24 protein-coding genes are annotated in these 24,161 nt (G+C 58.0%); 5 read left to right on the plus strand and 19 right to left on the minus strand.

Annotated features, from left to right (window positions below; all coding sequences use genetic code 11):
• Positions 1-154: 154 nt before the first annotated feature.
• Positions 155-916, minus strand: a complete 762-nt coding sequence (locus D1823_RS12620; protein WP_253283973.1) for a mechanosensitive ion channel family protein — start codon at positions 914-916, stop codon at positions 155-157.
• Between the two features lie 261 nt (positions 917-1,177).
• Between D1823_RS12620 and D1823_RS12625 the strand changes: the two genes are divergently transcribed.
• The gene (locus D1823_RS12625) at positions 1,178-1,876 is read left to right on the plus strand and encodes a glutathione S-transferase N-terminal domain-containing protein (protein WP_117870500.1); all 699 of its coding nucleotides are present in this window, start codon (positions 1,178-1,180) and stop codon (positions 1,874-1,876) included.
• 50 nt (positions 1,877-1,926) lie between these two features.
• Here D1823_RS12625 and D1823_RS12630 read toward each other — a convergent pair whose 3' ends face one another.
• The 8 genes from D1823_RS12630 to D1823_RS12670 form a co-directional block, all read right to left on the minus strand.
• Entirely contained in the window at positions 1,927-2,373 is a 447-nt protein-coding gene (locus D1823_RS12630) for a YtoQ family protein (RefSeq protein WP_117870502.1), read from the minus strand.
• An 82-nt stretch (positions 2,374-2,455) separates the two neighbouring features.
• Entirely contained in the window at positions 2,456-4,852 is a 2,397-nt protein-coding gene (gene pheT / locus D1823_RS12635) for a phenylalanine--tRNA ligase subunit beta (RefSeq protein WP_117870504.1), read from the minus strand.
• Positions 4,853-4,930: 78 nt separating this feature from the next.
• Positions 4,931-5,725, minus strand: coding sequence for a PHB depolymerase family esterase (locus D1823_RS12640; protein WP_117870506.1), 795 nt, complete (start codon positions 5,723-5,725; stop codon positions 4,931-4,933).
• A 906-nt stretch (positions 5,726-6,631) separates the two neighbouring features.
• Positions 6,632-7,705, minus strand: coding sequence for a phenylalanine--tRNA ligase subunit alpha (gene pheS, locus D1823_RS12650; RefSeq protein ID WP_117870512.1), 1,074 nt, complete (start codon positions 7,703-7,705; stop codon positions 6,632-6,634).
• 70 nt (positions 7,706-7,775) lie between these two features.
• Complete coding sequence (locus D1823_RS12655) at positions 7,776-9,146, minus strand: glutamate--cysteine ligase (RefSeq protein ID WP_117870515.1); 1,371 nt, start codon at positions 9,144-9,146, stop codon at positions 7,776-7,778.
• 64 nt (positions 9,147-9,210) lie between these two features.
• Positions 9,211-9,738 carry a hypothetical protein gene (locus D1823_RS12660; protein WP_117870518.1) on the minus strand — a complete coding sequence of 176 codons (528 nt, stop codon included), beginning with the start codon at positions 9,736-9,738 and terminating at the stop codon, positions 9,211-9,213.
• Entirely contained in the window at positions 9,738-10,454 is a 717-nt protein-coding gene (locus tag D1823_RS12665; RefSeq protein WP_254683727.1) for a GNAT family N-acetyltransferase, read from the minus strand. Before D1823_RS12665 ends, D1823_RS12660 begins: the two co-directional genes overlap by 1 nt.
• 128 nt (positions 10,455-10,582) lie before the next feature.
• On the minus strand, positions 10,583-11,308 hold the full coding sequence (locus D1823_RS12670; protein ID WP_117870524.1) for a 16S rRNA (uracil(1498)-N(3))-methyltransferase: 726 nt from the start codon (positions 11,306-11,308) through the stop codon (positions 10,583-10,585).
• A gap of 12 nt (positions 11,309-11,320) precedes the next feature.
• On the opposite strand from D1823_RS12670, the gene ubiA reads away from it, so the two are divergent.
• The 3 genes from ubiA (at position 11,321) to D1823_RS12685 (ending at position 14,589) form a co-directional block, all read left to right on the plus strand.
• Positions 11,321-12,283: a 4-hydroxybenzoate octaprenyltransferase gene (gene ubiA, locus D1823_RS12675; protein ID WP_117870527.1), complete on the plus strand. Its 963-nt coding sequence runs from the start codon at positions 11,321-11,323 to the stop codon at positions 12,281-12,283.
• A 64-nt stretch (positions 12,284-12,347) separates the two neighbouring features.
• A complete protein-coding gene (locus D1823_RS12680; RefSeq protein ID WP_117870530.1) occupies positions 12,348-14,267 on the plus strand; it encodes an OmpA family protein in 1,920 nt (639 codons plus the stop codon).
• A gap of 1 nt (position 14,268) precedes the next feature.
• Positions 14,269-14,589, plus strand: coding sequence for a hypothetical protein (locus tag D1823_RS12685; protein ID WP_117870533.1), 321 nt, complete (start codon positions 14,269-14,271; stop codon positions 14,587-14,589).
• Between the two features lie 21 nt (positions 14,590-14,610).
• On the opposite strand, the gene D1823_RS12690 is transcribed toward D1823_RS12685, so the two are convergent.
• From D1823_RS12690 to pgsA, 4 genes are all read right to left on the minus strand, one after another.
• A complete protein-coding gene (locus tag D1823_RS12690; protein WP_162896831.1) occupies positions 14,611-14,832 on the minus strand; it encodes a hypothetical protein in 222 nt (73 codons plus the stop codon).
• A gap of 205 nt (positions 14,833-15,037) precedes the next feature.
• Positions 15,038-15,481, minus strand: a complete 444-nt coding sequence (locus D1823_RS12695; RefSeq protein ID WP_117870539.1) for a molybdenum cofactor biosynthesis protein MoaE — start codon at positions 15,479-15,481, stop codon at positions 15,038-15,040.
• 3 nt (positions 15,482-15,484) lie between these two features.
• A complete protein-coding gene (moaD, locus tag D1823_RS12700; RefSeq protein WP_117870542.1) occupies positions 15,485-15,730 on the minus strand; it encodes a molybdopterin converting factor subunit 1 in 246 nt (81 codons plus the stop codon).
• A gap of 3 nt (positions 15,731-15,733) precedes the next feature.
• The gene (pgsA, locus tag D1823_RS12705) at positions 15,734-16,402 is read right to left on the minus strand and encodes a CDP-diacylglycerol--glycerol-3-phosphate 3-phosphatidyltransferase (RefSeq protein WP_117872882.1); all 669 of its coding nucleotides are present in this window, start codon (positions 16,400-16,402) and stop codon (positions 15,734-15,736) included.
• Between the two features lie 173 nt (positions 16,403-16,575).
• Here pgsA and D1823_RS12710 point away from each other — a divergent pair, with 173 nt between their 5' ends.
• Entirely contained in the window at positions 16,576-17,460 is an 885-nt protein-coding gene (locus tag D1823_RS12710; protein WP_117870545.1) for a DMT family transporter, read from the plus strand.
• Here D1823_RS12710 and uvrC read toward each other — a convergent pair.
• The 6 genes from uvrC to D1823_RS12740 form a co-directional block, all read right to left on the minus strand.
• The gene (gene uvrC / locus D1823_RS12715) at positions 17,457-19,319 is read right to left on the minus strand and encodes an excinuclease ABC subunit UvrC (protein ID WP_117870548.1); all 1,863 of its coding nucleotides are present in this window, start codon (positions 19,317-19,319) and stop codon (positions 17,457-17,459) included. The genes D1823_RS12710 and uvrC overlap by 4 nt on opposite strands.
• 290 nt (positions 19,320-19,609) lie before the next feature.
• Positions 19,610-20,389: an SDR family oxidoreductase gene (locus D1823_RS12720; RefSeq protein WP_117870551.1), complete on the minus strand. Its 780-nt coding sequence runs from the start codon at positions 20,387-20,389 to the stop codon at positions 19,610-19,612.
• A gap of 21 nt (positions 20,390-20,410) precedes the next feature.
• Complete coding sequence (locus D1823_RS12725; RefSeq protein ID WP_117872883.1) at positions 20,411-21,373, minus strand: calcium/sodium antiporter; 963 nt, start codon at positions 21,371-21,373, stop codon at positions 20,411-20,413.
• A 171-nt stretch (positions 21,374-21,544) separates the two neighbouring features.
• Positions 21,545-22,342 carry a S49 family peptidase gene (locus D1823_RS12730; RefSeq protein WP_117870553.1) on the minus strand — a complete coding sequence of 266 codons (798 nt, stop codon included), beginning with the start codon at positions 22,340-22,342 and terminating at the stop codon, positions 21,545-21,547.
• Positions 22,343-22,456: 114 nt separating this feature from the next.
• Positions 22,457-23,218 carry an ABC transporter permease gene (locus D1823_RS12735; protein ID WP_117870556.1) on the minus strand — a complete coding sequence of 254 codons (762 nt, stop codon included), beginning with the start codon at positions 23,216-23,218 and terminating at the stop codon, positions 22,457-22,459.
• Positions 23,215-24,144 (minus strand): ABC transporter ATP-binding protein, encoded by a 930-nt coding sequence (locus D1823_RS12740; RefSeq protein ID WP_117870559.1) that lies wholly within the window; start codon positions 24,142-24,144, stop codon positions 23,215-23,217. Before D1823_RS12740 ends, D1823_RS12735 begins: the two co-directional genes overlap by 4 nt.
• Between the last annotated feature and the right edge of the window lie 17 nt (positions 24,145-24,161).

Below are 24,161 nucleotides of genomic sequence, written 5' to 3' on the forward strand. Positions count from 1 at the left end.
TTACAGCGTTGGGCATAGCGCCACGCCCCCGGCGTGGCGCGGTCAGTATCAAACGCGACGGTTTGAACAAAGATAAGGGCACCGCGCAAGGGCGCGGTGCCGGACCCAACGGGAGGAGGGCATTTTCGAATGCCCGATCGACGGGCGGAAGCCGTCACCCCTGTTTCTGGATCTCCACAGAATGGGGATAAGGGATCGAAATACCCTTGTCGTCAAAGGCTTCCTTGATCGTTTTCGTCAGCTCGAATTTGACATCCCAATAGTCTGGTGCCGAGCACCACAGCCGTGCTGTCAGATCCACCGAGCTGTCACCCAGGTTCGTAACCCGAACCCATGGTTCCGGGTCGCTGTGAATGCGGCTGTCCGCTTTCGCCACATCCAGAATGATCTGCATGGCTTTGTCCGCGCTGTCGCCGTAATCAATCCCGAACACCAGATCGACACGGCGCGTGTCATGGGCAGAGTAGTTCGTGATGATCGAGCCCCATGCCTGACCGTTCGGAACGATGATCTGCACGTTATCAGGCGTCACCAGCTCGGTGGTGAACAGGTTCAGGTCCTTTACGGTGCCCGACGTGCCCCCGATATCAACAAATTGACCCAGCTTATAGGGCCGGAAGACAACCAGCATCACACCGGCCGCCAGATCGCTGAGCGTGCCTTGAAGGGCCAGACCGATGGCCAGCGATGCGGCACCCAGAATGGCGACGATGCTGGTGGCTTCAATTCCGAAGATACCCAGAACAGCAACCAGAACCATGGCGAGAATGGCCCATTTGACCAAGCTTGCCGAAAAGTTCCCCAGTGTCGGATCAATATGCGGCGTCGAATTGATCCGGCGGCGAACCATACCCCCGATTGCGCCAGCCACAATCCAGCCCAAGATCAGAACGACAAGCGCCTTGACGGCACTCATGATCAGCGGGGCATATGCTCCCACCTGTGTTACTACCTCATCCACGCCCATCTCCTTTCAACAGCAAGAAACCCGCGAGGTTTTCGCGGGGGTCACCAGATTGTGAGCCAAATTTGCCATCCGGTCTAGGTGCCAGTTTCACTGGAATTCCCCTCTGTTCGCCAGAAAACACGGCCTGACCGGAAATGCACATCGCACAGGGCTTAAATAAATGCGCCTTGGTCCCTAGTTTTGACGGAACAGCCAAACAGGAGCCCCCCAATGCTGGACAACAAACCACATCCGATAACGGCCCGCTGGCCCGCGCAATCCCCGGACAAGATCCAATTGTATTCCTATCCGACTCCAAACGGCGTAAAGGCGTCGATCATGCTGGAGGAAACTGGCCTGCCCTATGAGGCTCATCTGGTGACGCTGTCGGATGCGGATGTCAAAAGCCCCGAGTTTCTGTCGCTGAACCCGAATAACAAGATCCCCGCCATCCTCGATCCCAACGGTCCGGACGGTGAACCGCTTGCCCTGTTCGAAAGCGGCGCGATCCTGCTGTATCTGGCCGAGAAATCAGGCAAGTTCCTGGGGCAAAGCGCAGCAGACAAGTATCGCATTACGCAATGGCTGATGTTCCAGATGGGGGGCGTGGGGCCAATGTTTGGTCAGCTTGGCTTTTTCTACAAATTCGCTGGCAGCGAAATCGAAGACCCCCGACCGCGCGAACGCTATATCAACGAGGCCAAGCGCCTGCTGAACGTGGTCAACATGCAACTGGACGGGCAGGACTGGATTGCAGGCGATTACTCCATCGCCGATATCGCTCTTGCCCCCTGGCTGAATGCTTTGGACTTCTACGGCGCGAAAGAGGTTGTTGGCTGGGACGACTACGCCAATGTCGTCGCCTATGTTGACCGTTTCATGCAGCGCCCGGCTGTGCAGCGCGGCAAGGCCATACCCGCACGCGCTTAAACGGTTTCGCAATAGGAAGGGTGCCAAAGCTGGCACCCTCTTCGCAAAGCTCAGCCCGGCAGTGCCCCCGTCAGCACATAGCGCAGGATTTCGACCACCTGCGCGGGCTTTTCCGCCACCGCCAGCGCGGCTGCATCAACTTCTTTCAACGCGTGCTGATGCTCGGGACCATGCAGCACGATGATGGACTTACCCAGCGCTGCTGCATAACCCGCATCAAAAGCGGCGTTCCACTGTTTGTACTTGTCGCCAAACCGCACAACCACCACATCGGCATCCGAAATGCCCTTTCGGGTCCGGATCGCATTGACCATTGCACCCTTATGATCATGCCAGTATTTGTTCGGCTCTTCCCCCAGAATGGCAACGCCACAATCGTCGCTGGCCTCGTGATCAGTCACCGGGCCGTTGAAGGTGATATCCAACCCCTGTGCGCCGTCGATGATCTGTTCGCGCCAGTCGGTGTGTATTTCACCAGAGAGGTATACGTTCAGCATCTTTAGTCCTCCGCAAAAACAGAAAGAGCGCCGCCAGCCCTTTCATTATTTCAGTTGTGCGTCCGCCGAAAGCTGCTCAGCATCAACCGCGCAGAACGCCGCCGGTTGCCTTGGTAACCTTGGCGATAACCTTTTCGGCCACCGCTTCGATGTCCTTTTCCTTCAGCGTCTGGTCCGTCGGCTGCAAGCGTACTGTGATGGCCAGAGATTTTTTGCCTTCACCCAGGCTGCCGCCGATGAATTCGTCAAAGACACGTACATCTTCGATCAGTGCCTTATCGGCACCTGCTGCCGCGTTTACCAAGGTCAGCGCCTCGACGCTTTCATCCACGACAAAGGCAAAGTCCCGTTCGACCGCTTGCAAATCACGCAATTCCAATGCGGCACGTGTGGCACCGGACTTACGGGGCAAGGGAACCTCGTCCGGCCAAATCGTAAAGGCCATTGCCGGGCCCTTGATATCCATCGCCTGCAACACGCGCGGGTGCAACTCACCAAAGACACCCAGTACCTTTTTCGGCCCCAGACAGATCTTGCCGTGGCGACCCGGGTGCCACCAGGCATCGCCGTCGCGCAGAATCTGCACCTTGGCCGGTGCTCCGATCGCCGCAAGAACGGCCTCGGCATCCGCCTTGGCATCAAAGACATCCACCGGGCGCGATGCCCCGTGCACATCCTTGGGGCCGTTGCGGCCAACCAGCAGGCCGGCGATCTGGGTTTTCTGGTCGCCGGGTTCGCCATCATGGAATACAGGGCCAACTTCGAACAGGGCGACGTCGGCGTATCCGCGTGCCTGATTGCGGGCCGCGGCCTGCAACAATCCGGGCAGCAGATCGGGGCGCATGTGGCTCATCTCGGACGAGATCGGGTTTTCCAGCATGGTCGCATCGTCACCGCCACCGAACAAAGCGGCCGAAGCTTGATCGATGAACGTATAGCTGACGCATTCGTTGTAACCCAGCGCGGCGCAGGTGCGGCGCGCCATGGACTGGCGGCGCTGAGCCGGTGTCATCACCGGCTTGGGAATACCATCGGTGACACGCGGCAAGGGTTTGCCCTGCAACTTGGTCAACGAGGCGATCCGTGCGACCTCTTCCACCAGATCGGCCTCACCCATGATATCGGGGCGCCAGCTTGGCACGTGGGCCATCTCGCCCTCCAGACGGAACCCGAGGCGGGTCAGCGTCTGACGCTGTTCGCTTTCGGGAATGTCCATCCCGACCAGAGACTGCACCCGTTCAGCATCCAGCTTGTACGCACGTGCATGGTTCGGCGCTTTACCCGCCTCGACCACTTTGGACGCTTCACCGCCGCAGATGTCCAGAATCAACTGGGTTGCGTGCTCAAGACCTTCCAGAGTGTATTCAGGGTCCACGCCGCGTTCGAACCGATACCGCGCGTCCGAATTGATCTTCAGCGCCCGACCCGCCAGCGCGATCTGCACATGATCCCAAAACGCGCTTTCCAGGAACACATTCACAGTATCCTCGGTGCAGCCGGTTTCCTGACCGCCCATGATGCCTGCGATGGATTCCGGCCCTTTGTCATCGGAAATAACCATCATGCCGGGCTGTAGGGTGTATTCCTTCTCGTCTAGCGCCACCAGGGTTTCACCGCCTTTTGCGCGATGAACGCGAAGGTTGCCCTGCACCTTGTCCGCGTCAAACACATGCAGCGGGCGGTTATGGTCAAAGGTCATGTAGTTGGTGATATCCACAAGCGCCGAAATCGGACGCAGCCCGATCGCCTTCAACTGATCCTGCAACCACTGGGGGCTGGGGCCGTTCTTGACACCCTTGATAAGGCGGCCCGTGAAATGCGGGCAACCATCCAGCGTATCCTCATCAATCGATACTTTGATCGGGCTTTCGAAATCGCCTGGCACCGGCACGTAGTCGCGCTGTTTCAAAGTACCGACCCCGCGAGCCGCCAGATCGCGCGCGATGCCTTCAACGCCCAGCGCATCGGGCCGGTTCGGCGTGATCGCGATCTCGATCATCGGATCGACTTTCGAGGGCTCATTCTCGGCAAGCCAATCAACGAACCTGTCACCGACCTCGCCCGAGGGCAATTCGATGATGCCGTCATGTTCGTCCGACAATTCCAGCTCACGCTCGGACGCCATCATGCCAAAGCTTTCGACGCCGCGGATCTTGCCGACGCTGATCGTCAGGTCCAGCCCGGGGATATACATGCCCGGTTTGCAGACGACGACAGTGATCCCTTCGCGGGCGTTGGGCGCGCCGCAGATGATCTGCAATTCGCCTTCATTCGTGTCCACCTTGCAGACGCGCAGCTTGTCGGCGTCGGGGTGCTTTTCCGCGTGTTTCACATAGCCCAGCGTAAAGTCCTTGAGCTTGTCAGCCGGGTTGATAACCTCTTCGACCTCAAGGCCAAGGTCGGTCAGCGCCTCAGTGATCTCATCAACCGACGCATCGGTGTCGAGGTGGTCTTTCAGCCAGGACAGAGTGAATTTCATTGCTCGGGGCCTTTTTTGGCAGATATCCGTTTGGCAAAGGCAATGACAAAGAATGCGCCAAGGTGCAAGCGCTGCGGGTCACGGATAGGTGGGGGTGCGGCCCAAAAGCTCGTCCAATTGCCGCCCGATCCAGCCATGCGGGATGAAATGCCCGCCCGGATGGGTGTCCAGCACCACCTGCCCCTGCGCACAATCGGTCCATTCCACGCGGCTGAGCGTCAGGAACGGTCTCACGCTCCAGTCCCCGCGCGGGGTTGCGCCGTTGCAGTCAAACTTCGCTTTCCAAAGCGCCACCGGATAGGTGGTATCGTCGCCCGGTCCAAAGGGAAAACCCATCACCGTATCGTCCAGCCCATGCACGTGGCGCACCTGCGCCGGGGCCTGCGGACAATGCTCGGTCTGCTGGATTGACCCAGCAATAGCCAGCAGCGCGGCGGTATCGTCACCCGATTGGCAGGCATAACGCCATGCCATCGCGCCGCCAAAGGAATAGCCCGAGACATAGATGCGATCCGGGTCAATCGGATAACGACTGGCAACGTCCTGCAAGACACGGTCGGCAAAATCGACGTCTTCAGTATCCGCGTTCCAGAAATTCCAGCTTTTGCCCAAACCGTTCGGGGCCACCAACAACACGCCGCGCAGTTTTGTGGCCCCCGCGATGCGCTCATGGTTCACCACCACATCGCCCTGCCGCGCCCAGCCGTGGAAATGCAGCAAAACAGGCAAGGGGCTTTCGCCGTCCCAGCCGTCAGGCTCCAACACATGATAGGAACGGTCACCAATCTTACACGCAATATCGCCATGGCAGGTATCCATGGCGGCAGCTTGGGTGGCGATCAGCAGAAACAGGCAGAGCAGTCGATATGTCATTCGGCTGACCCTACCCAGCCTGAGGCCCATGTCACGTCACAACCCCGTGGGAACATGTAACAAGCCGCGCCATCGCCAGACCTTTGGGGCAAGTCGCAAGCCGCGTTATCGCCAGACCGCGGGATGGCGATCTTCGGGTTAAGGTGGGCAGTTTATGGCAGCCACGTCCGAGAAACACTCATACGAAGCGCTGGCGGAGACAAATCGCCAGCCCGTGCGGGCGGTCTGGAGATAGCGCGGCCTATCGGCCTTTGCTCCGCGCTGTTTCGGCTGAGATCATTTCGATCTACTTTTTGCGTATCTATTAATTAGTTTTTTGACCATTGCCTGCCGATCTTCGATCTCTTTCACTCGGTCTGACCTCTCTGAAAGAACGTTCATCGCCGCCCATAAACCAGGAACTACCGCTAGCAATAACAGAAGCCATATCCAAACCGCAGCGGGCTCGTACAGCATTACCGTTAGAAGCTGAATAGATATTGTAACAAACAAGATGCCAATCAACCAAAGGAATGGGGCATTCACCACACGGCGACGCCACCAGTCAATATAGCGCGACAGATATACACCCAACGGATACACTACCTACCACCATGTCCAAAAAACTGCCATTTCGCTTGTTGATCAGATCCTGTGTCTTTTCTCTTTGGATTTTATCACGCATCTGAAATGCCCCGATCTGCACAAACGCCAATCCGGCAATGAGCATTCCCGGCAAAAACAACAGTGCCGACACTAGGAAAGTGGTTAGAACAACCGCCGACCCAAAATCGAAAACAAGTGATGCCAACACCGGCGGTGCGAACAAGGCAGTAATCAGGCACAATAACCAAAGTAGAGGACGTCCGGAAACTTTGAGTTACCACCAATCATGATATGATGTCAGCCTGTCGTCCAACGGTTTCCCTATCGCGACAAACCACCATGCAGGTTCGGCATATCCAGCGCCGCAAACCCGTAGTGCCGCAGCCAGCGCAGATCACTGTCAAAGAAGGCCCGCAAATCCGGAATGCCGTATTTCAGCATCGCCAGACGGTCGATGCCGATGCCAAAGGCAAAGCCCTGATAGACCTCAGGATCAATCCCACCGGCGGCGATCACCTTGGGGTGGACCATGCCCGAGCCCAAAATCTCCATCCAGTCGTCACCCTCACCGATCTTCAGTTGACCGTTATCCCACGAACAGCGGATATCGACCTCGGCCGACGGCTCGGTGAAGGGGAAGTGCGAGGCGCGGAAGCGCAGTTCGACGTCGTCGACCTCGAAAAACGCCTTCACGAACTCTTCCAGAACCCATTTCAGGTTCGCCATCGAGATGTCCTTGTCGATAGCCAGCCCCTCGACCTGATGGAACATCGGCGTGTGGGTCTGGTCATAATCGGCGCGGTAGACGCCGCCCGGACAGATGATGCGGATCGGTGCGCCCTGCAGCTCCATTGATCGGATCTGGACGGGCGAAGTATGGGTGCGCAGCACATGCGGCGGTCGCTCGTCGCCTTCGGCGCGGTGCATATAGAACGTGTCCATCTCGGCCCGTGCGGGGTGGTGGCCGGGGATATTCAGGGCGTCGAAATTGTGCCAGTCGGTTTCGATCCGCGGCCCTTCGGCCACTGAAAAGCCCAGTTCGGCAAAGATCGCGGTCAGTTCCTCGGTCGCCTGGCTGACCGGGTGGATCGAGCCTTGGCCACGTGGCCGGGTCGGCAGGGTGACGTCCAGCCACTCGGTGCGCAGGCGTTCATCCAGCGCGGCATCGGCCAGCCCGGCCTTTTTGGCGGACAGGGCCGAGTTGATCTCGTCCTTCAGGGCGTTCAGCGCCGGGCCTGCGACCTGGCGTTCCTCGGGCGTCATCTTACCCAGCTCGCGCATTTTCAGCGCAACTTCGCCCTTTTTACCCACGGCGGCGACGCGGATCGCCTCAAGCGCGTTCTCGTCGCCTGCCTCGGCGATTTGGCCCAGATATTTTGCCTTAAGATCGTCCATGACGCCCTCTGAATTTGGTCGCCAACCTGCTATCGGGCCAGCCCCGCGAATGCAAGCGGGACCGGTCGGATCAATAGCTGTATTCAGGGAAAATCCGGGTCAGATCACCGTTCCAGTCGCCGTTGTAGTGTTCCAGCAACTCATCCGCAGGCACTTTCCCGCTTTGGATGCTGTCCTTGAGCGCGTTGAGGAAATGGGTCTCGTCCGGCACCAGTCCACCGGCCCCGGGATAGGCGCGGGCTTTCAGGCCGGCCTCAGAGATCGCCACCACCTCACGCGCCAGATCGTGCATGTTGATGTTGCCGACTTTCGCTTGCAGGCCATCTTTGGCGGCCGCGACACGCAGCGCCTCGCGGGTCTCGGTGTCCCAGCCTTTGACCAGATCCCAAGCCGCGTCCAATGCCGTTTGGTCGTAAGTCAGACCGACCCAGAAGGCAGGCAAGGCACACAGACGACGCCATGGTCCACCATCGGCCCCGCGCATTTCCATGAACTTCTTGATCCGAGCTTCGGGGAAGGCGGTGGTCAGGTGGTCGGCCCAATCGCTGAGCGTGGGCGTTTCACCCGGCAGGGCGGGCAGTTCACCTTTCAGGAAGTCACGGAAGGACATGCCCAGCGCATTGATGTACTGGCCGTCGCGATACACAAAATACATCGGCACATCGAGCGCGTATTGCACGTAACGCTCGAACCCGAAGCCGTCTTCGAAAACAAAGGGCAGCATTCCTGTGCGGGCATCGTCCAGATGCCGCCAGATGTAACTGCGCCAGCTTTTCTGGCCATTTACCTTGCCCTCAAAAAAGGGCGAGTTCGCAAACAACGCCGTTGCCACCGGCTGCAAGGCCAACGCGACGCGCAGTTTCTGCACCATGTCGGCCTCGGACCCGAAGTCGATATTGACCTGAACGGTGCAGGTTCGGCGCATCATGGCGCGGCCCATGGTGCCGACCTTTTCCATGTAATCGTTCATCAGCCGATAGCGCCCCTTGGGCATCAACGGCATTTCGTCATGGGTCCAGGTCGGAGCCGCGCCGAGACCGATGAAACCCACGCCGATCTCATCTGCGATGTCCTTCACCTCACGCAGGTGGGTGTTCACCTCATCGCAGGTTTCGTGGATGGTCTCAAGCGGAGCACCCGACAGCTCAAGCGCGCCGCCCGGCTCCAGGCTGACATTGGCGCCGTCCTTTTCCAGACCAATCAGATGACCTGCTTCGCGGACTTCAGCCCAGCCATGGCGATCCCGCAGACCTTCCAGCACGGCCACAATCGAACGGGTGCCCTCGTAGGGCAACGGTTTCAGCGTGTCCTTGCAGTAGCCGAATTTCTCATGCTCGGTGCCGATGCGCCAGTCTGCCTTGGGCTTGCAGCCCGACTCCAGATATTCGGCCAATTGCTCGTGGCGTTCGATCGGACCGCCGCCGGACTGAGGGATGGACATGAACCGTGCTCCGATCCTGATGTGTCTGTCTTTTGGCCAGTCGTGGGGGCAAACTGCGCCAGTGTCAATGCAGCCGAAGGTGTGGAGGGCGCGAGGACGTACGCTCCCAGATAACGACCTTATGCGGCGATCTGCCGTTGAGTTCAGACAGCATTTGTTCGGTTTTCAAGCCCGGCAGGCTTGAGAAAACGTCGAACAGAGCTTCGGCTCCTTCAGCGTTCACAGGAATGTGAAGCGTCGGTTGCCCAGGCTGATCCAGAACCCAATGCGCCGGACTGGAGGTTGGATCAAGTGCAAGCCGTTCCATTTCTCGTGTCGCAACAATGCCGCCATCCAGAGGGCCGAGATAAGTGATTTGCCCTTCATCAACCGTAACGACGCCCTGCCCGCCTGCGCCGGTTCTGAACCGTGCGCGCTGTATGCCGATCACGGCCAAAGCCGCGGACACGACGATCAGGAACCAACCGACCCAGGCCAGCAACCCACCCGGCCCGCTGACCCAACTGACGCCAAGGATCAGGACAAAAACCGAGACCAAAACTTCACGCCAGCGCCAAAGTGCCAGTTTTGCCTCTGGTCGAAAAAAGCTCATTACGCGGAATCCGTTTGATCGTTGAACAGAATCAGTGAGACCGAACCGGCCGGCATGAATCCAATCGCTATGTAAGCACGAGCGGCCGCATTTGAAGCGGCAAATAAGACGGCTCGGTTCACACCTGCCTCGCGCGCCTCTTTCAAATGCAAAGCGACAGCGGTGCGCGCATAACTTCGCCCGCGCAGCTCGCGAGGGGTAAATACACCACCTACCTTAACGACATCCGAAAGCGCCGAATTGAAGCCTGTCATCGCAACCGGTTGTCCTTTGTAGATAAGGGCTCTGTGACTGTCGCGCTCCAGATAACGTTTCAGGTCTTCTCTGGCCTGCTTGTCCAGTTCCTTGTGAAGCAAACCCGGCGTTTCCTGAAGGTATTGCTTCCGCCAGGCAATCACTTGATTGCGATCCACTCCGGCCAACGGAACAAGGCGCACATCTTCCATTTGAGGAACAACAAGGTTGTTCAGGTTAAGTGAGAATGCCGGTTCATCGTCATTGAGACCCGTCAGCCTGTCTCGCCAACCTGCGATTTTGACGAAGTCTCTAACCTGCGCCGTTTCACCGATGATTCCCGAGACAGCTCGGTTTTGGATCAAATCCCAGGCGGCAAAAAGCTCTGCACGCTTCACGTTGGGGCATTGCGGAAAGACTATTCCTTCATTGGTGATACCCAAGACACCGCGCAGCGGGTTACCCAGCAACCAAAACGACATGCCCCGAGGATGGGAACCACCCAGACCGAAATCTTCCAAATTGCCCAAAGGAAACATCGAGCTTTGGAGGTGGAGGCGCAAAAACCGCTGAACTTCTGGAACATCCTTCTGTAGCGCTGCGCGCCACATTACGCCCAATCCCCCAGCGCCTGCTGCCACATGGTCAGTGCAGCGACTGCCGCCGTGTCGGCCCGCAGGATACGCGGACCAAGACTGACGACATGCGCGAATGGCAACCCTGTCAAACGCGCGCGTTCCTTGTCAGAAAACCCGCCTTCCGGGCCGATAAGAATCGCCCACGGGTAACCTTTTTCATTGGCGGCCAATCGCAAGGCCGATCCAACCTCAGCTTCGTTGCAGAACATCAGTTGCCGATCTTCGGGCCATGCATCCAACAGCCGATCCAACCGCTGCAAATCGGCGACCTCGGGCACGAAGGTTCCGCCGCATTGCTCGGCCGCCTCGACGGCATGGGCCTGCAAGCGGTCTTGCCGGATACGTTCGGAATTTGTGAACTCGGTCTGCACCGGCATGATACGCGCCGCGCCCATTTCCGCGGCTTTTTCCACGATGAAATCAGTGCGGGCCTTTTTTATCGGTGCAAACAGGAACCAAAGATCGGGCGGCAACTGCAACGGTTTCGTCTGCTCAAGGCAGGTCAGCGTTCCTCCGCGTTTTCCCGCCTCCGAGACTTCGGCCAACCACTCTCCGTCCTGCCCGTTGAACAGGGCGATCTGCCCTTTGACCGCAAGGCGCATGACACCAAAGAGGTAATGCGCCTGGTCGCGCGTCAAAGGAACCGATTGCCCCTGACCCAAGGGCTGCTCTACATACAGTCTGATCTTCGCACTCATGAGACCTTACATATGCAAGGCAATGCCCCAACACCAGATGGTCAAGTCGCTGATGCCGTCACCGGCAACTGGGTTGACACCCGTGCCCCGGCCTTTGCCCGCCCCTACCTGCGCCTCAGCCGCGCGGACCGGCCTATCGGGACATGGCTGTTGCTGATTCCGTGCTGGTGGGGGCTGGCGCTGGCCATCCTGCACGACGGTCGGCCGCGTTGGGAAGATCTGTGGATCGCCATAGGATGCGCATTCGGAGCCTTTCTGATGCGGGGCGCAGGTTGCACCTGGAATGACATTACGGACCGGGATTTCGACGGGCAGGTCGAACGCACACGCTCGCGCCCGATCCCTTCGGGTCAGGTCAGTGTTCGGCAGGCCGCGGCGTGGATGGTCCTGCAGTGCATTCTGGCGTTGGGCATCCTCCTCAGTTTCAATCAGGCGGCCATTGCCATGGGCGTACTGTCCCTGTTGCCAGTGACGATCTATCCGTTTGCCAAACGGTTTACCTGGTGGCCTCAGGTGTTCCTGGGGTTGGCTTTCAACTGGGGCGCCCTTCTGGCCTGGGCGGCGCATAGCGGTTCCGTGGGATGGCCTGCAGTGACTCTTTACCTGTCTGGAATCGCGTGGACCCTGTTCTACGACACCATCTATGCGCATCAGGATGCCGAGGATGACGAACTGATCGGCATCAAGTCAACCGCCCGGCTGTTCGGAGCCGATACAGCGAGGTGGCTGAAGTACTTTTTGGTGGCGACGGTGTCGCTGATGGGACTGGCCATCGTCGATGCAGGGGTGCCGGATGCCTCGATGCTGGCATTGGGCGTTGCGCTCTGTGGGCCTTGGGCAATGGGCTGGCACATGATGTGGCAACTCCGCGCGCTGGACATCGAAGACAATGCCAGGCTGTTGCAATTGTTCAGGGTCAACCGCGACACTGGCTTGATTCCGCTGATCTTCCTCTGCGTTGCCCTGTTGCTCTGATTGCACCTGCTGAACGGGGCCTGTAAAGATCGGCCCAACCGCCTGAGGAGTGTCGAGCCCAAATATGCGTCTGCCGTATTTTATCGTTGTTTCCCTGATCTTTCTTGTGTCAGCCGGGCTGTCGCTTTTGGCAGCCAGCTATGCCGTTACAAAGATCGAAGAGACTTCGGAATTCGCTGTGCGCCGGTCGCTTGATCTCAAAGGCCATGACTGGGCCGAGGTTGAATCCCATGGCTTGCGCGTGGTCCTGACCGGAACTGCACCGGATGAGGCGACCCGCTTTAACGCGCTGACAGCAGCCGGAACCGAGGTCGATGCGTCCCGCGTGATCGATGAAATGGAGGTTGAAGCGACTTCTGCCCTGGCGTCACCACGCTTTTCAGCAGAAATTCTGCGCAATGATCACGGTATCTCGATCATCGGTTTGATCCCCGCCAGTGAAGACAGGGATGACCTGATCAGACGGCTGAGCAATCTCGACCGCAACATCGCGGTCTCGGACCTGATGGAAACGGCAGATTACCCCAAGCCCGACGGTTGGGATGCAGCGATATCCTATGCCATCGAGGCTTTGGCCAGCCTGCCTCGCGCCAAAATTTCCGCAAGTGCGGATTTGGTCAAAATCACCGCCATTGCGGACAGCCAACAGGAAAAACAACGTCTCGAACAAGATCTGACTCGCGCCGCACCGCCCAGCCTGCGGATCGGGCTGGCGATTTCGGCCCCCCGGCCCGTCATCACACCTTTTACGCTGCGTTATCTGATCAACGAAGAAGGTGGGCAATTTGATGCCTGCTCGGCACAGGATGAAAAAGCCCGCGACCGGATCGTGACCGCCGCGCGCGAAGCCGGACTGTCAGGGCCATATTCCTGTACCATCGGTCTGGGTGAGCCCTCACCGCGTTGGCCCGAAGCAGCCGAGAAGAGCATTCAGGCGCTTGCCAGAATCGGCAAAGGCTCGGTCACAATGTCGGATGCCGACATTACATTGGTTGCGGCGCAAGGCACCGATCCAGCCATGTTCGACCGAATTGTGGGCGAACTTGAAACAGCGTTGCCTCAGGTCTTTGCCCTGCACGCTGTTATGCCGGAACCCGAAACCAGCGAACAGGCCGGACCCATAGAGTTCTCGGCGACCCGCAGTCCCGAAGGGCTGGTGCAACTGCGAGGGCGCCTGGGGGATGAAACCTTGCGGGATATGGTCGACAGCTATGCCCGCGCGGCTTTTGGCTCGGACCAGGTCTATACAGCAACCCGCATCGTGCCGGGGCTTCCGGCAGATTGGCCGGTGCGTGTTCTCGCTGGCCTTGAGGCGTTGGCACAACTTCACAACGGCGCCTTGACCGTGACGCCGGACACAGTCGAACTGACTGGCCTCAGCCATGAAGAAGATGCCAAGGCCCGTATTGCGGGTCAGCTGTCGGACAAGCTGGGAGAGGGGCAGGAATTCACCCTGACGATCACTTATCAGCCACCGCCAGAACCCGAAGATGCTCTGCCCGATCCTGAAGTCTGCGAAGCGCAGATCGCCGAAGTTCAGACTGTCAGCAAAATTGCTTTCGAACCCGGATCGGCAACGATTGCGTCCGACTCGCGCGATGCCGTGAACCAGATCGCGGATATCCTGCGCGACTGCGGACCGATCCGTATGGAAATACAAGGCCATACCGACAGCCAGGGCCGCGAAGAGATGAACCAGCAGCTCAGCCAGGCACGGGCTCAATCCATTCTGAACGAGCTGCGCGGGCGGCGCATTCCCACCAGCAGCTACACTGCCGTGGGATACGGTGAAACACAGCCCATTGCGGATAACGACACCGAAGAAGGCCGCGAGGAAAACCGGCGGATCGAGTTCCGGCTGATCCGCCCCGAACCAGTCGAGGCCTCCGAAACAGGTCTCGAAGCGCTCGAGGCCGAGACTAACCCGCCCGAGGCGGATCAGACCGACACGACCGCACCAGATGCGGATGCAGAGGACCAGTAAGTTGAACAGAACCGAATTCATCATCGCCACTGCCGTCATTCTGTTTGCGGCCTTCTGCATGGGCTGGTTTGCCAACTGGCTGGCCCACCGCCTGTCCCGCGTCCGCCAAAGCGACGTTGCTGATCTGGATCGCATGAGCCAGGAACTGCACGAAGCGGAAGAAACCCGCGATCAGGCCATAACCTACCTTCAGCAACGCGAAGCCGAGTTGACCAATCAGCTGACCCAGACAGAGGCAGAACTGGCCGCAGCCATGGACGGCCTGCGCGCCGCGCGGCAAGAGGCCGAGGAAATGCGCGGGCGGATCAACAACGCCGACTGAACGACCGTCTTTCCGGTCGTCTCACAAGACCTGTGCCAAATCTGCGAACGGGTCTTCGGGGTCTTCCAGGCCAACCGACGGCCAGAACACGCCATCCCCTGCGCAATTCCTACAACGCGCCAATTGCGCCCCTTCCAGACGGAAGGACGTTTGCATCAAAGCTTCGGTTCCCATCCGGAAAACCAGACTGCAATGGCGACCAAGCGACACGGCATAGTGGACGATCCAGAGTTTATCGATCATCTGCCGGGCATACGCACCGCTGATCGGGGCCGGGCTTTGTCCGAATGAATTGTCTGTTTCGCAAGGCCTTAGCAACTCAATCCGTAGTGCAAGCCGCAATCCTACCGATCCATTTTTCACGGATTTGGTGCAGATTCGCGAACCAGTGTCTGGATGAGAATTGAACCCGCTCGGGTCAACAAGCCACCACGGCGGTCGCGCCGCACTACCAGCGGGTCAACGCGTCTTCGTCCTGTTCTTTGGCCGCGACCCATTCCGCGCCGGAACGGGTGATTTCTTTCTTCCAGAACGGCGCACGCGATTTCAGATAATCCATCAGATACTCCGCCGCTTCAAACGCATCCTTGCGGTGCGGTGCCGCCGTGGCCACCATCATGATCTTGTCGCCCGGTGCCAGACGTCCATGACGATGAATCACCAGCACATCGCCCAACGACCAACGATCCTTGGCCTCTTGGGCGATCTTGGTCAGGGCGCGCTCGGTCATACCCGGATAATGCTCGATCTCCATCACATCCAGATCACCGCTTGCAAGGTCGCGCACAACGCCGGTGAAAGTAACGATGGCCCCGTTGGAATCATCCCCGGCGGCAAAAGCATTGGCCTCTGCCCCCAGATCAAATGCCTCTTCCTGAACCGCGATCCGCATCGTTCAACCGCCCGTCATCGGTGGGAAAAACGCAACTTCCCGAACTCCTGCCAGCGAAGCATCGAATTCCGACAGCTCTTGATCCAACGCGACGCGAAGGGCGGACAAATCGGCAAACGCCGCGGCGTAGCGGTCTTCCCGAGCGCTCAGTTCAGCCACCAGGTCGCTAACTGTGGCCGCTTGCGTTTCGACCTTTTCTTTTGGCAAGCCGATGCGTTCGCGCACCCATGCGAAATAAAGAACATCCATCGGTTAGCTCTCCTTCAGATGAGGCATGGCTTTACGTAGATAATCATAGCCGGTGATCAATGTTAGCGTTGCGGCGATCCACAACAGCCACAGCCCAACCTGACCAGCCCAGTACATGCCATCGACATTCAAGCGCAGGTGGTTCACGTCTTCGACCTGACCCGCAATGATTTGCTCGACCAGCTCGGCATCCATACCAAAACTCGCCATCACGGCATAGTGCTCAAAGATACCCTGCGAAAACAGAACTGCGATGGCGACCATCTGGGCCGTGGTCTTCCATTTGGCCAGTTTGGTGACTTTGAGCGTGCCGGCCACATCGCCCAAGTATTCCCGCAGGCCCGACACAAAAACTTCACGAAACAGGATCACGGTTGCAGGAAGAACAAGCCACGGTGTCCAGTGCTCGGTCGAATAGCCCACAAGGATCATAAGCGCGATCACCACCATGGCCTTGTCGGCGATCGGATCCAGCATCGCTCCGATTTTGGTCTCCTGCTTCCATGCGCGGGCCAGATACCCATCGAACCAATCGGTAATCGCCGCTGACAGAAACAGGATCAGTGCAAACCAGTCCGCATAGGGACGGGTGAAATACAAAAACATAACAGCCAGTCCGGGCGCGGCCAGCAGGCGCAGCACAGTCAGGAGATTGGGTAAATTCCACTTCATGGCTTGGACCCTATATTGCTGGTCCGGAACAGAAAAGCCAATCAGGCAAAAAACTTCATCACTCACAAACGCTTGGTCAAAGCGCCGCAGGCCTGGCGTCTCAGAACAGAACCTCTTGGCCTTTCCCGGCTTTGCGGTCAGATTGCCGCGCAAGCCGAACCAGAAAGTACCAGATGACAGCGCATATTCAAACCGACGCCCGATCAAACATGATCGGCAGCCTCTGGATGATCACCGCGATGGCGGGCTTTGCGCTGGAGGATGCGTTGCTGAAAGCCGCCTCAGCCGCACTCCCGATATGGCAGGTTCTGGTTCTTTTTGGTGTGGGTGGGTCCGTGATATTTGCTGCGGTGGCTTTGGCGCGCGGGCATCGGTTGCTGCACCCTGACGTTCTGTCCCGCCCGATGAAAATTCGAGTACTTTTCGAGGTCTTTGGTCGATTGTTTTACGTTCTGGCCATTGCTCTGAGCCCTTTGTCCTCGGCTACGGTGATTCTGCAAGCCACGCCTCTGGTCGTTGTTGCAGGCGCCGCGTTGTTCTTTGGCGAGACAGTCGGTTGGCGGCGTTGGAGCGCTATCTTTGTCGGCATGATCGGCGTCGTCGTCATCCTGCAACCCACCGGAGACAGTTTTTCGCTGCTGTCGATACTGGCAGTGCTGGGAATGCTGGGATTTGCCGGACGTGATCTGGCCAGCCGCGCAGCACCTGCCACGCTTGGAACCGAAGTCCTAGGGTTTTACGGCTTCCTCAGCATCATCGTGGCCGGCGTGGCCTGTCGGTTTTGGGAGGGCGCGCCGATGGTCTCACTCAGCGTGCACACAAGCCTGCACCTAACCGGGGCGGTGCTGATGGGGGTAATGGCTTATGCGTCGCTGATGAAGGCCATGCGCACGGGCGAAGTGTCTGCCGTGACCCCGTTCCGGTACACCCGACTATTGTTCGGCATCGGGTTGGGTGTGGCAGTGTTCGGTGAAAGCCTGGACCCTACCATGTGGATCGGCAGCGCGCTGATCGTTGTCTCGGGCCTCTATATCCTGTGGCGGGGTCGGCGTGCCTAGACCTTGTCGTGAAAGAAGTCGTAAACCTTCTGCGCCAAACCGGCCGAGATCCCTTCGACCGCTTTCAGATCGGCCAGATTGGCCCGGCTGACGGCTTTGGCGCTGCCGAAATGAGCCAGCAGAGCACGTTTGCGTGCCGCCCCGACACCGGGGATCTCGTCCAGCGGTGTCGCACCTACGGCCTTTGCCCGCTTTGCGCGATGGGTGCCGATGGCAAACCGGTGCGCCTCATCCCTTAAGCGTTGAATGAAATACAGTACCGGATCGTTTCGTTTCAGCGCAAATGGGCGCTGGCCGATCCGGTGAAACTCTTCCTTGCCGTGATCGCGGTCGACCCCTTTGGCGACGCCGACCATGGAAATGTCTTCGACCCCATGTTCGACCATGATCTCATGCACGGCGCTTACCTGCCCGGCACCGCCATCAATCAGCAGCAGGTCAGGCCACAGCCCTTTGTCGCGATCCGGGTCTTCCTTTTGCAATCTGGTGAAACGACGGTTCAGTACCTCTTTCATCATGCCAAAGTCGTCACCCGGTGTGAGGTCATCTCCGCGAATGTTGAACTTGCGGTAGGCGTTTTTCATGAACCCCTCTGGGCCCGCTACGATCATGCCGCCAACCGCGTTGGTGCCTTGAATGTGAGAGTTGTCGTAGACCTCAATCCGACCCGGCGGACCGTCCAGTTCGAACGCCTCGGCCAGCCCGCGCAACAGCTTTGCCTGCGTGGCGCTTTCCGACATGCGGCGGGCCAGAGCCTCGCGTGCGTTGCGCAAAGCGCCGGCAACCAGTTCATGTTTTTCGCCACGTCGCGGCACAAGGATTTCGACCTTGCGCCCGGCTTTTTCAGCCAACGCCTGCTGCATCAGATCAACGTTTTCGATTCCGTCCGACAGGATCAACTGTCGCGGCGGTTCCTTGTTGTCGTAGAACTGACCCAGAAAGGCCTCCATCACTTCGGCAGATGAAACATCCGGCCCGACGCGCGGATAGAAATCCTTGTTGCCCCAGTTCTGGTTCGCACGGATGAAAAACACCTGCACACAGGCCTGACCGCTGTCCATGTAAAGGCCGATCACGTCCGCCTCAGCAACACCGCGCGGGTTGATACCCTGAGAGGTCTGCACCTGCGTCAGCGCCCGGATACGGTCACGCAGACCGGCGGCGCGTTCGAACTCCATCGCCTCGGACGCAGCCATCATCTGCTCGGCCAGCTCCTCCTGTACCTTGGTCGAGCGACCCGACAGGAAGCGTTCAGCATCCTTCACGCTTTCACGGTAATCCTCCTCCGAGATCAGGCCAACACACGGCCCGGAGCAACGCTTGATCTGATACAGCAGGCAAGGCCGTGTTCGGCTGTCGAACATCGAATCCGAGCAGTTGCGCAGCAGGAACGCTTTTTGCAATTGATTCAATGTCCGGTTCACCGCACCTGCGCTGGCAAAGGGACCGAAATAGGCTCCTTTTTCCTTCTTCGCCCCGCGGTGTTTCTTGATCTGCGGAAAGTCATGATCCTTGGCGACCAGTATGTTCGGAAAGCTTTTGTCATCCCGCAACAATACATTGTATTTCGGCTTGAGCTGCTTGATCAGGTTCTGCTCCAGCAGCAATGCCTCGGTCTCGGTTCGCGTGGTCAAAAACATCATCGAAGCCGTCGCGGCGATCATCTTTTCGATCCGACCCGAATGACCCGGACGTGTGTAATTCGACACCCGTGCCTTGAGGTTTCGAGCTTTTCCGACGTACAGAACCCGGCTGTCGGCATCGAGCATGCGGTAAACACCCGGAGAACTGTCCAGCGTTTTTACATGGCGCTGAATGCAGGCATAGCCGGAAAGGGACGATTCGCTGTCGATAGTCATGACCCTGAGATATGATTCTCTGACAATGGCTGCAATCTCACGCCACTCAGATCAAGAGTAAACAAATCCACGGTTTCTGTGGATAAGTGTGAAGATAAGTTTTCGGAAAATCGAAAATCCCCTTGTTTCCTTGCCTCTTCCCTTACTTGCACAAAAATTAGGCAACAATTTAAATACTTGTTTTTAAATGATATTTTTTTACATACTTAGCAAGTGTATGAAAAAAAAGACAATTTTGTAACGCGCATGTAACACAATTGAGAGCGGTGCAAAACTTGCAGCAAAATTGCTTATTCTACGCCCAAAACATCCGGAGTTTTCCAACCCAGATGCTGACCACCATCCACACATAAAAGCTGCCCGGTAACCGCGTGTGCATCCAGAAAATACCCAAGCGCGGCAGTTATGTCAGACAGGTTGGACCCCCGCTCCAACACGGTATTGGAACGCTGTGCCTGAAAATGTTCTTCGCTTTGGCGGTGACCCTGCATCGTTGGACCCGGCCCGATCGCGTTGACGCGGATCGTCGGAGACAATGCCTGCGCCGCCGTTCGGGTCAGCGTCCACAGACCCATTTTCGCGATGGTGTATGACATGAACTCGGGCGTCAATTTACGCACTCGCATGTCCACCATGTTGACGATAAGGCCGGTTGCGAGCGGTTCGCCATTTTCATCTGCGCCAACGCTCAGCCCCTGATCCGCCATTGCCTGCGTCAGAACAAAGGGCGCACGCAGGTTGCTGTCGAGATGTCGATCCCAGCTTTGCCGGGTTGCCGTGCGGATGTTGTCATATTCAAAGATCGACGCGTTGTTCACCAGACAGGTGATCGGCCCGCCCAGCGCCTCTGCCGCTTTGGGCAACAGCGCCTGAACCTGAGCCTCGTCCAGCAGATCGGTCTGCAGGGCCACGGATTGACGGCCAAGCGCCTGCACCTCTGCCGCTGTCTCCTGCGCCGGGCCTTCGGACGAGGCGTAGTGCACGGCCACATCAAAACCACGACCCGCCAGATACAGCGCCATGGCCCGGCCCAGACGAATACCGGCACCGGTCACTAAAGCTCGGGTCATGCTTCACCTCGTTTTGTCAGATCACACCAGCAATACGGTGACATAAAGCACATAAAGAAAAGTCAACACCAACCCCCAGACGCGCGAGATGTCCTGTTTGAGGAACACAAACGGAACCAGAAGCAGCGATGCGCCCAGCATGACCCACAAGTCGAACCGCAAGAACTCTGGGGTAACTGGTATGCGACCAAACCAGGTTGCGATCCCGATGATGGCCAGAAGGTTGAACATGTTCGAACCGATCACGTTACCCAGCGCGACATCGGCTTGTCTGCGCAGTGCGGCCATAAGCGTCGTCGCAAGTTCGGGCAAAGAGGTTCCTACCGCGATAAGGGTCAGGCCGATGACCGTTTCGCTGACTCCATAAGTTTTCGCAATCGTGGTCGCGTTGTCCACCAGCAAATGGGCACCCATCGGAAGTCCCACCAGGCCCAGGATCAGGTAAATCGATACCTTCCAGTAGGGCATGTCCGGGTCAGCTTCTTCCAGACCTTCCAGTTCGTCATCCTCCGCGCATGCCTCACCACAGGCCTTGCGATGTGCCTTTGCCTCACGAAAGGCATTCGTAAGAACCAGACCCAAAGCCGCCAGCAGGATCAGGCCACTGAAGACGGTGAACGTGCCGCAAAAAGCCAGCCCGATGAACAGAACCGTCGCCATCAGCATGAACACATAGTTCCTGCGGCTGTTGCATTCACTGGTGTGAATCGTTGCCAGCAATGCGGGCAGGCCAAGAACCAACAGGATGTTGGCCGTGTTCGATCCGACAACGTTGCCCAGCGCGATACCGGGCGCGTTCTCTTTCAACGCGCTGATCGCAATAAGCAACTCGGGTGCCGACGTACCAAAGGCTACAATCGTCAGGCTGACGATCAGCGCCGGGACGCCGAGACGCAGGCTCAGATTCACAGCACCACGCACCAAGGCATCGCCTGCCAGCAGCAGGATCAACAGGCCAAGACCAGACAGCAGCCATGTGGTGATCAAGTCCGGCCCCCTTTTTCGCAGGCACAGGGGCCTTTACCTATGCGAAACCGCCCGCAGCGTGGACACTTGGCCGAGCTCAGTTTCTTTTGCCCCGGAAAGCGCAGTTTGCCAAACATCGCCAAGACGCCCATGCCAATCAGAAAAAGTGTGACAACCTTGATGATCACTTCACAAACCGAAACGCGCGTAGGCCGCCCGCTCCTCTAATCCGGCAATGGCATCCTGTGCCAGGCTGGCCCCGAAACGCGACCAGATCGGTTTGCGCACGCCATACCGGCGGAACTTGACCTTGTCGCCAAAGCGTTCCTGCATCTTGGGTTTCAGATGGGCGATGCCGTCGATCAAACCCAGCTCCTGCGCATGACGCGCCAGCCAGATTTCACCCGTAAACAGATCGGCGGTTTGATCCAGCTTGTTGCCTCGGCGGGCTTTGACATGCGCTGTGAAGTTTTCGTGGATGTCGCCCAACAGCCCTTGCAGGCGCGCCACATCCTCTTTCTTTTCCGGCGAGAAGGGATCCAGCATCGATTTCGACTTGCCAGCTGTATGGACACGCCGTTCAAATCCCTGCCGCGCCAAAAAGACATGCGCGCCGAACCCGGCCGAAATAACTCCGATCGACCCGAGAACCGAACTGTCGTCGGCCCAGATTTCATCCGCAGCAGCCGCCAGCCAATAGCCGCCTGACGCCGCAACGTCTTCAACAAACCCGATCACGGGCACGTCCAGCTCTTCCGACAATCGCCGGATACGTGCGCCAATCAAAGAGCTTTGCACAGGCGACCCGCCCGGAGAGTTGATCTCGAGCGCGACAGCTACAGGCTTTCCTTTGCGAAACGCCTTCTCAAGAACCGGGGCCAGAGAGGTGTCGTTGAGGGAACCGCGACCGGCCATACCAATGGCGCCGGACAGGCGAACAACGGCCACACAGGGGTGCTTTTTGACAAACGGTAGGCTGAGTTTCATGGGTGCCGATGTAGAGTGCCCCCAACTCGTAAACAAGGGACTCTACGAGCCTTAAACGCGACGTGAACCAAATTCCCACACTCGATGGGCAAAAATGCAACGCCTTGGCGAAGGTCAGCTGCGAATGCGCCAACCGGTTTTGAAGATCCAACCGATGACCGCCAGGCACAGACCTGTAAAAGCGACAATGGCAAGAAGACTGAAAACAATCGGCACATCTGCCAGCCCGTAAAAGGACCAGCGGAAACCCGAAATCAGATAGACCACGGGATTGAACAGCGTGATGGTCTGCCACAATGGCGGCAGCATCGAGATCGAATAAAACGTACCCCCCAGAAAGATCAGTGGCGTCACCACCAACTGCGGCACCAACGACATCTGCTCGAAGTTGCTGGCCCAGATCCCGATGATGAATCCCAGCAACGAAAAGCTGAGACAGGACAGGATCAGAAACGCGGCCATGGCGAATGGATGCTCGATCCGAATATCGACGAAAAACGTCGCAGTGACCAATATCACCAACCCCACAAACAGCGCCTTGGTTGCGGCGGCACCGACATATCCGATCACGATCTCGATGAAATTGACCGGAGCGGATAACAACTCGTAGATGGTGCCCAGAAACTTGGGGAAGTAAATTCCGAACGACGCGTTTGAAATCGACAGCATCACCACCGACAACATGATCAGCCCCGGCACAATGAACGCACCGTATGAAACGCCCTCGACCTCTTGGATACGGCTGCCGATGGCGGTGCCAAACACCACGAAATAAAGCGACGTAGACAGAACCGGCGACAGAAAACTCTGTGCCAGAGTGCGGAAGAAACGGGCCATTTCAAACCGGTAGATGGCAGCGATCGCGGTCCAGTTCATGCGGCCTCTCCGGATACCAGATTGACGAAAATCTCTTCCAGGCTTGATTGCCTGGTCTGCACGTCGCGCAACACCAAACCGGCCTCGGACACGTCATTCAGCAAGGTCGTTATGCCGGTACGATCCGCGTGGGTATCGTAGGTATAGATCAGGCAATCACCCGCGCCATTGAGGGCAAGATTGTGGCTGGCCAGACTGTCGGGAATCCGAGCGATGGGTTCGGTCAGCATGACTTCGATCTGCTTTTTACCCATCTGCGACATGAGTGTGGCTTTGTCCTGCACCAGCAAAAGTTCTCCCTTGTCGATGACGCCGACACGATCCGCAATCGCTTCTGCTTCTTCAATATAATGGGTGGTCAGAATGATGGTGACACCGTCCCGTTTCAGTTCCGCCACAAGCTCCCACATATCCTTGCGCAACTCGACATCCACTCCGGCAGTCGGCTCGTCCAGAAAAAGCACCCGAGGCTCATGGGCCAGGGCCTTGGCAATGAGCACCCTCCGCTTCATGCCACCGGACAATTCCTTGATCGCGTTGTTGCGCTTGTCCCATAGGGACAGCTTGCGCAGAATCTCTTCGATCCGCGCGTTGTCCTTGCCAAGCCCGAACAGCCCGCGCGACAACCGAACCGTGTTCCTGACCTTTTCAAATGGTTCCAACGCGATCTCTTGCGGCACAAGCCCGATCATCCTGCGCGCTGCGCGATAATCGGACTGGATGTCATGTCCACCAACTGTGACCACCCCCGAGGTCGGGTTTGTTATCCCGCAAATCGTCGAAATCAGGGTTGTCTTCCCGGCGCCATTTGGTCCCAGAAGCGCAAGTATCTCGCCCTCTTCAATATCCAGAGACACACCCTTCAGGGCCTCGAACCCATCGGCGTAAGATTTGCGAAGATCTTTGATGGACAAAATGGTCGTCATATCTGTTCCCCGTTCCG

This window comes from Ruegeria sp. AD91A, assembly GCF_003443535.1.
In the GTDB taxonomy this organism is placed as follows: domain Bacteria; phylum Pseudomonadota; class Alphaproteobacteria; order Rhodobacterales; family Rhodobacteraceae; genus Ruegeria.

Coding starts and splice junctions, on each gene's coding strand:
- D1823_RS12730 (WP_117870553.1), bottom strand. CDS start 22,342: ATGAAACTCAGCCTACCGTTTGTCAAAAAGCACCCCTGTGTGGCCGTT.
- moaD (WP_117870542.1), bottom strand. CDS start 15,730: ATGGATGTTCTTTATTTCGCATGGGTGCGCGAACGCATCGGCTTGCCA.
- D1823_RS12640 (WP_117870506.1), bottom strand. CDS start 5,725: ATGACATATCGACTGCTCTGCCTGTTTCTGCTGATCGCCACCCAAGCT.
- D1823_RS12625 (WP_117870500.1), top strand. CDS start 1,178: ATGCTGGACAACAAACCACATCCGATAACGGCCCGCTGGCCCGCGCAA.
- D1823_RS12710 (WP_117870545.1), top strand. CDS start 16,576: ATGACAGCGCATATTCAAACCGACGCCCGATCAAACATGATCGGCAGC.
- pheS (WP_117870512.1), bottom strand. CDS start 7,705: ATGGACGATCTTAAGGCAAAATATCTGGGCCAAATCGCCGAGGCAGGC.
- D1823_RS12690 (WP_162896831.1), bottom strand. CDS start 14,832: ATGATCGATAAACTCTGGATCGTCCACTATGCCGTGTCGCTTGGTCGC.
- uvrC (WP_117870548.1), bottom strand. CDS start 19,319: ATGACTATCGACAGCGAATCGTCCCTTTCCGGCTATGCCTGCATTCAG.
- D1823_RS12670 (WP_117870524.1), bottom strand. CDS start 11,308: ATGAGTGCGAAGATCAGACTGTATGTAGAGCAGCCCTTGGGTCAGGGG.
- pheT (WP_117870504.1), bottom strand. CDS start 4,852: ATGAAATTCACTCTGTCCTGGCTGAAAGACCACCTCGACACCGATGCG.
- ubiA (WP_117870527.1), top strand. CDS start 11,321: ATGCAAGGCAATGCCCCAACACCAGATGGTCAAGTCGCTGATGCCGTC.
- D1823_RS12660 (WP_117870518.1), bottom strand. CDS start 9,738: ATGAGCTTTTTTCGACCAGAGGCAAAACTGGCACTTTGGCGCTGGCGT.
- D1823_RS12720 (WP_117870551.1), bottom strand. CDS start 20,389: ATGACCCGAGCTTTAGTGACCGGTGCCGGTATTCGTCTGGGCCGGGCC.
- D1823_RS12735 (WP_117870556.1), bottom strand. CDS start 23,218: ATGAACTGGACCGCGATCGCTGCCATCTACCGGTTTGAAATGGCCCGT.
- D1823_RS12620 (WP_253283973.1), bottom strand. CDS start 916: ATGAGTGCCGTCAAGGCGCTTGTCGTTCTGATCTTGGGCTGGATTGTG.
- D1823_RS12655 (WP_117870515.1), bottom strand. CDS start 9,146: ATGTCCATCCCTCAGTCCGGCGGCGGTCCGATCGAACGCCACGAGCAA.
- D1823_RS12680 (WP_117870530.1), top strand. CDS start 12,348: ATGCGTCTGCCGTATTTTATCGTTGTTTCCCTGATCTTTCTTGTGTCA.
- D1823_RS12630 (WP_117870502.1), bottom strand. CDS start 2,373: ATGCTGAACGTATACCTCTCTGGTGAAATACACACCGACTGGCGCGAA.
- D1823_RS12740 (WP_117870559.1), bottom strand. CDS start 24,144: ATGACGACCATTTTGTCCATCAAAGATCTTCGCAAATCTTACGCCGAT.
- D1823_RS12665 (WP_254683727.1), bottom strand. CDS start 10,454: ATGTCGTTTTGGTTGCTGGGTAACCCGCTGCGCGGTGTCTTGGGTATC.
- pgsA (WP_117872882.1), bottom strand. CDS start 16,402: ATGAAGTGGAATTTACCCAATCTCCTGACTGTGCTGCGCCTGCTGGCC.
- D1823_RS12695 (WP_117870539.1), bottom strand. CDS start 15,481: ATGCGGATCGCGGTTCAGGAAGAGGCATTTGATCTGGGGGCAGAGGCC.